At 56.9% G+C, this 5908-nt stretch carries 3 protein-coding genes; 2 read left to right on the top strand and 1 reads right to left on the bottom strand.

The features are described 5' to 3' along the window. Together ADICEAN_RS22830 and ADICEAN_RS19995 are read left to right on the top strand one after the other, a co-directional pair. The coding region (locus tag ADICEAN_RS22830; protein ID WP_040398478.1) for a hypothetical protein at window positions 1-1803 on the top strand (1803 nt) is incomplete at its 5' end. 56 nt (window positions 1804-1859) lie between these two features. Next, window positions 1860-4646 (top strand): DUF4961 domain-containing protein, encoded by a 2787-nt coding sequence (locus tag ADICEAN_RS19995; protein WP_009197486.1) that lies wholly within the window; start codon window positions 1860-1862, stop codon window positions 4644-4646. A 178-nt stretch (window positions 4647-4824) separates the two neighbouring features. Here ADICEAN_RS19995 and ADICEAN_RS19990 read toward each other — a convergent pair. Further along, on the bottom strand, window positions 4825-5908 hold a 1084-nt coding region (locus ADICEAN_RS19990; protein WP_040398475.1), incomplete at its 5' end, for a sodium:solute symporter family transporter.

Here is a 5908-nt window from a genome sequence, read left to right as displayed (position 1 = left end):
TCAGCTTTCAGTTGGTACCCCTCGGGCCTGGTGGCCAACCGTACCCTGCAGGGCAATTACCTGCCTCATGTGGACCAGTATGCCATCCCCTTTGATACCATTCCCGCCTACCGCAACAAGGCCCGCATGGTTTATGAGTTTGATGGGGGCGATATCATGAGCCCCTACATGTACCCGGCCATGGCCCGATCCTTTCGCTCCGCCGGCTTCCAGTGGGCCACCCAGTTTGCCTACGACCCCCTGGCTACCGCCTATGCCAATACCGAGTACCAGACCCACTACGTAAACCTGGCCTATACCCCTGCCAAAGCCATCAGCCTGCTGATTGCCGCCAAAGCATTCAACCGGCTGCCCCGCAGCAAGAGCTGGGGCGCCTATCCGGCCGATACGCTCTTTGATGTGTTTCGCCTCAGCCACCGGCAGCAGCTCAGCGAAATGAACACTCCGGAGGAATTCTACTACACCGGCACTACCTCTACCCCTCCTAAAAACCTTGCCAGGTTGCAGCAGCTGGCGGGCGTGGGCAGCTCTCCGGTGGTACAGTATGAGGGAACTGGCGCCTACTTTCTGGATAAGCTGGAAGGGGGCCTCTGGCGGCTGGAGGTGATGCCCGATGCCATCCCCATCCGGGACCCCTATGCCAAAGCCTCGCCCGCTAAGGAAGTAACGCGCATCCAGTGGCAGGCCCACTCCATGCGCATCCAGCTGCCCGATCTCTCCCCCACATTTCGCATCGAAGGGGCGAATGAAGGGAACAGCTTGCGAACAAACAGCCGGGAGGGCGCCTTTACGATAGCACCGGGCACTTACCTGCTGCGCCGGGGCGAAAAAGGCGGTAAAACCCCCACTGGCAAGCTGAAAGGGATACTGGGCATGGCCGAGTTTGTGGCTCCCCAGCCCCGCAGCAGCGCTCCCTATGTGCAGCATACCCCCTTTCGGGAGCTAAGCGCCGGCAAGGCTTTTACTCTTACTGCCCGTGTGGTAGGGGTAGATAGCACGGCAACACTTACGGTCTTGATGCGGACCTATTCCGGTGTCTGGAAAAACCTGCCCATGGAGCGCTACAGTGCCTACGAATACAGGGCAGAAGTGCCCGCCGACCTGGCTACCCCCGGCCTGATCAGTTACCGCCTGCTGCTGCAGCAGGGCGATACCACTGCCTTTACCTATCCGGGAAACCACCCGGGTAACCCCTGGGCCTGGGATTATACAGAAGATGAAAGCTGGGAAACCTATGTAGCTGCTCCCGGCAGTGCCCTGGCACTTTTTGATGCCGCCACCGACCGCCAGCCCCTGGTATACCCCAACCTCTGGCGTCCGGAGGAGCGTCAGCTGCTGACTACCAACCTGCCCGGCCAGCTGCTGCTCCGGCTGGCCGTACCGGCTCTCCCCTCTGAAGGGGTCCTGGGCTGGCAATTGCCGGTGCTGGAGAAACTGGCCGGCCGGCAGGGAGAGCTTGCTGCCTTTACCAAATTGCTTATCAAGGCCCGCACAGATGGAGATCAGCCTCAACGGCTAAAGGTGAGCCTGATCACCAAAGATGCCGCCAGCTATGCCGCCTATGTGGAGCTGGGCAATGTGTTAAGCCAACTGGAGATTGGGCTCAAGGAGCTGAAACCCGACCGCATGATGCTGCTGCCAAGACCCTATCCGGGTTTTCATCCCTTCTGGTTTGCACCGGCCCAGGCACCCCCTTTCCGCCTGCAGGATGTAGAAAAGATAGAAGTAACCCTGGTACCTGAGCAGCCCCTTTCCAACACTCCCTACAGCCTGGAAGTATCCTCGGTCTGGCTGTTGCCCTGAGTGCGGACTGCAGTTTTGTAAAAATTAACCCAAACTGATGAATTGACTATTAGCGTATGAAAAAGTTTTACCTCCTGCTCTTCCTGCTCCTGCCGTTGGTGCTGCAGGCACAGGTTACAACAGAACCAGCCTTTGTCCAGCACGACAAAGCCGTTACCATCTATTTTGATGCCAGCCAGGGCAATGCCGGCCTGGTAGGTGCCAGCAAGGTGTACATGCACGCCGGTGTGGTTACTGCCGGTCCCAACAGCACCGAGTGGAAATATGTAAAAGGAAACTGGGGTCAGGACAATGGCGTTGGCCAGATGGAGAAAGTAGAAGGCCAGACCAACCTCTGGAAGATCACCCTCCCCTCGCCCCGTGCCTATTTTGGAGTGCCCGCCAGCGAGACCATTTACCGCATCGGCATGGTGTTCCGCAATGCCGACGGCAGCCGGGAAGGCAAAACCGCCCAGAACGGCGATATTTTTGTAGAGGTGTATGAGGGTTTTGCTGTATCCATTACACAGCCAAGCGCATCTCCCATCTTTGCCAGTGCCGGTGAGCAAATTACCATACAGGCACAGGCTTCTGCCGCATCCACTATTACAATTAAGATTAATGATCAGCTTGTACGCACCGAAACGGGTGTTACCTCCATCAGCTATACCTACACCTTTAGCGGCACCAATGATCTGGATCGTATTGTGGTGACCGCCACAGATGGTACCAATACCGATTCCGACACAATTGATGTACTCAAGCGGGTCATCTCCCCCACGGCTCCCCTGCCCTCGGCCAGCCTGAAGCAGGGCATTAACCGTACCGGCAGCGGGGAAGTTACCCTGGTACTCTCCGCCCCGGGCAAGAACAGTGTGTATGCCGTGGGTGATTTTACCAACTGGGAAGTAGACCCCGCCTACCTCATGAAGCGGCAGGGTGATCTGTTCTGGCTCACCCTATCCGGGCTGGAGCCCAGCCGGGAGTACCTCTACTATTACCTGGTAGACCAGACCATAAAGATTGCCGACCCCTATAGCGAAAAGGTGCTTGATTCCGGCAACGACCAGTACATAACGGCCAGCCGCTACCCCGGTCTTCCCTCCTTTCCGGCTGCCGCCGCTACCGACCGCCTCACCGCCTTTCAGGTACAAGAAAATGAGTACCAATGGCAGAGCAGCGGCTATACCCGGCCCAAGAAAGAAGATCTCATCATCTATGAACTGCTGGTGCGCGACTTTTCGGCCGAGGAGTCCTTTCAGGGGGTAATTGACCGCCTGGAGTATCTGGACTCCCTGCATGTGACCGCCATCCAGCTGATGCCCGTGCAGGAATTTAATGGCAACGACAGCTGGGGCTACAACCCCACCTTTATGACCGCGCTGGACAAATGGTATGGCCCCAAGAACAAGCTCAAAGAGCTGGTAGACAAAGCGCACCAGCGCGGCATGGCCGTAATCCTGGACATTACCATGAACCACCAGGACTACCCCGCCCCCTTCCTGAAAATGTGGTGGGCCGGCAGCACCGCCAGTACCGATAATCCCTATTTCAACCCGCAGCCTACCCACCCCTTCAATGTCTTTACCGACATGAACCACGAGAGCCCCTACACCCGGGCCTTCCTGGACCAGGTAAACCGCTATTGGCTGGAAGAATACCGGATAGACGGCTACCGCTTTGACCTCTCCAAAGGCTTTACCCAAAAGATTACCGGCGATAATGTGGGCGCCTGGGGTGCCTATGATGCCGAACGGGTAGCTACCCTCAAGCGCATGGCCGACCAGATCTGGCAGACCGATCCGGACGCCTATGTGATCCTGGAACACTTTGCCGATAACTCGGAAGAAACCGAGCTGGCCAATTACGGCATGATGCTCTGGGGCAACCTGCACCACAACTACGGGCAGGCCATCATGGGCTACGACCTTAGCTCCGGCGGCAGTGACCTGCGCTGGCTCTCCTATAAGGCCCGAGGCTGGAACGAGCCCAACCTGGTTGGCTATATGGAAAGTCATGATGAGGAGCGGCAGCTCTTCAAGGCCCTGCAGTACGGCAACAGCAGCGGCACCTACAACATTAAGGAACTGGCCACTGCCCTGGACCGCGTAAAGCTGGCAGCAGCCTTCTTTATTCCCGTACCCGGCCCTAAAATGCTCTGGCAGTTTGGCGAGCTGGGCTATGATGTGAGCATCGAGCAGAACGGGCGTACCGGCAAAAAGCCTCAGCGGTGGGAGTATCTGCAGGATGCGCAGCGCCAGCAGCTCTACCGCACCTTTTCAGCCCTTAATTACCTAAAGACCACCTATCCGGTTTTTGAGACCGCTGATTTTCAGATGCCTGCCACCGGCGCCATCCGCACCCTTAAGCTCAACAGTGAAGACATGAATGTGGTAATAATTGGCAACTTTGGCCTTACCCCTCAGCCAGCTTCCGTTAGCTTCCAGCATACTGGCTGGTGGTACGCCTATTTCCAGAAAGATAGCCTGCAGGCCAGCAGCAGTGCCACCAGCCTGCAGCTGCAGCCCGGTGAGTTCAGGCTGTTCACTGACCAGCCAATCTTTTACCAGGGTGCCGGCGGCAACCCGCTGGGCCTGGAAGAAAGCAGTTTCTCCCGCCAGATCAGCCTGTACCCCAACCCTGCCTCAGCCAGCCTGCGCCTGCACCTTCCTCAGCAGGGAAGCAGCGCCCTGCGTTACCAAATCATCAATGCCTCCGGTCAGCGCATGCACGTGGGCCTGTTGCCAGGCGGCACTGCCAGCGCAACACATGAGCTGTCCATCAAAGAGCTGCCCGCAGGCCTCTATCTGCTAAAAGTGGAGCAGGGTGGCCAGATCGCTATCAAACGCTTTATCAAGCAGTAGTAGCACACTCCTGGCTAACCTGTCAGTTCAAAAACCTAACAGGTTTTTCTCCTCTTTAACCAAAAAGCCCCCTCCGCTTCCAGGCAGAGGGGGTTTTTTGCTTAATGAGCACGGTAGGGGGTAGTTTTTTGGATAGACCGCACAGTCAGCAGTTCTACCCCCGCTACCCCTTCTCTGCCTAGTTCCAGAACAGGATGTAGAGCACCGCAACAATGGCACTTACAGCCAGCGCGGCCATGTTAAAGACAGGGTCGGTATAGAACAGGCCCTTCTCTACCCGGATGGACTTAGGATTGTCCTGCCCTCTGTTTTCGATCAGGGAAATAATGATCATCACCGCACAAAGGATCAGGAATACAAGCCCCATGCGGTCCAGGAACGGAAGGTTCATAACAGGAGCTATCCCCATTGCCTCATTTCCTTCCGACAGAAACTTAAACAGGAAGGAAAGCGGGATGGACAGGATGGCCGCCCACAGGGCACCATTGGCCGTTGCCTTGCGCCAGAACAGGCCCAGCGCAAAAATGGCCACAATGCCCGGGCTGATAAAGCCGGTAAATTCCTGAATGAACTGGAAGGCCTGGTCCAGAGCAGCTAGCTGAGGGGCCACCAGCACCGCTATTGTGAGGGCTACGGCGCTTACAATACGGCCTACAAATACCAGCGAGCGCTCTGTGGCTTCCGGGCGGATAAAAGACCGGAAAATATCAATAGTGAAGATGGTAGACGTACTGTTGGTCATGGAGCTGAGGGAGGAAACCACAGCCGCTATTAGGGCAGCAAAGGCCAGTCCCTTGGCGCCGGTAAAGACAAAGTTGTTCAGCAGCCAGGGATAGGCTTCATCCGACTTTGAGATATCGGCCTGCAGCACAAAGGCAACGATGCCCGGCACCACCACAATCAGGGGCATCAGCACCTTCAGGAAGGCAGCAAAGGCAAGGCCCCGCTGGGCTTCTGACAGGCTCTTGGCCGCCAGCGCCCGCTGAATGATGTACTGGTTAAAGCCCCAGTAACTCAGGTTGGCGATCCACATGCCCCCGATCAGTACACTGATACCGGGCAGGTAACTATAGGCCGGGTGGCTGCTGTCAAAGATCATCACAAACTTTTCAGGCGCCCGGTCCAGCAGGTTGGAAAAACCAGCAACTACCCCCTGGCCTTCGCCCACTTCGCTCAGGGCCAGGTAGGTGGTAAGCAGACCCCCGCCAATCAGAAAGACTACCTGTACCACATCCGTCCAGGCTACCGCTTTTAGTCCCCCG

Origin of the sequence: Cesiribacter andamanensis AMV16, from assembly GCF_000348925.1 — a bacterium.
GTDB lineage: Bacteria > Bacteroidota > Bacteroidia > Cytophagales > Cyclobacteriaceae > Cesiribacter > Cesiribacter andamanensis.
This window is presented reverse-complemented; position numbering and strand designations above follow the sequence as displayed.

What these genes read in the sequence shown, in the direction of transcription:
- ADICEAN_RS19995 (WP_009197486.1), top strand. Translation starts at nt 1,860, where the DNA reads ATGAAAAAGTTTTACCTCCTGCTCTTCCTGCTCCTGCCGTTGGTGCTG.